We start from the raw sequence: 781 nt of genomic DNA, 5'->3' as shown, positions 1-781 counted from the left end.
GTGCGCGGTTATGCCTATCAGGGCATCGGTCCGAAGGACGCCGACGGAGAGCCGATCGGCGGGCTGTCCTTCTTCGAGACCTCGTTCGAGATGCGCATCGCCATCACCGACACGATCGGCGTCGTGCCGTTCGTCGATGCCGGCACCGTCTCGACCAATCAATTCCCGGATTTTTCCGGCATGAAGGTCGGCGCCGGCGTCGGCTTGCGCTATATTACGCCGTTCGGACCGTTGCGCATCGATGCAGCGGTGCCGCTCAACCCGGATCCCGACGACCCGGATTTCGGCATCTATGCCGGCATCGGCCAGGCGTTCTGATGACAATGTTCAAGCGCATCCTTCGCATTGTCCTTTTCACGCTGCTCATCGTGGTGGCGGCGGTGGTCGGTGCGCTCGTCGTGCTGACCAAGACCGAGCGCGGCCGCGACAATCTCGCCGGCATCATCTCGACCATGGCGTCGACCGATGACCAGAAGGTCAGGGTCAGCGGCATCGACGGCATCTGGTCCGGTGCGCTGACTATCGATCATGTGGTGCTGGAGGATCGCCAGGGCGCCTGGCTGGTGGCGCGCAAGGTGGCCGTCGACTGGTCGCCGCTGGCGCTTCTGTCGAAAAACTTCAGCGCCGGCCGCATCGGCGCCGATCGCATCGAGCTGGCGCGGCTGCCGGTGGCCGGCACCCAGCCGAGGCAAGGTGGCGCCACCACCCTGCCGGTGTCGCTCGACATCAAGCAGATCGACCTGCCGGAAATCGCGCTCGGGCAGGCGCTGGCCGGCAGCGG

General features: G+C 65.7%; 1 protein-coding gene and 1 pseudogene. Both read left to right on the top strand.

All coding sequences use genetic code 11. The annotated features are described in order from the left end of the window. On the top strand, window positions 1-318 hold a 318-nt coding region (locus EOA85_RS36465; protein WP_164760188.1), incomplete at its 5' end, for a BamA/TamA family outer membrane protein. Then, window positions 318-781, top strand: a pseudogene (locus tag EOA85_RS36460) (hypothetical protein); the annotation flags it as partial. The gene EOA85_RS36465 and the pseudogene EOA85_RS36460, both read left to right, overlap by 1 nt.

Source organism: Mesorhizobium sp. M5C.F.Ca.IN.020.29.1.1 (assembly GCF_003997375.1).
Classification (GTDB): Bacteria; Pseudomonadota; Alphaproteobacteria; order Rhizobiales; family Rhizobiaceae; genus Mesorhizobium; species Mesorhizobium wenxiniae.
This window is presented reverse-complemented; position numbering and strand designations above follow the sequence as displayed.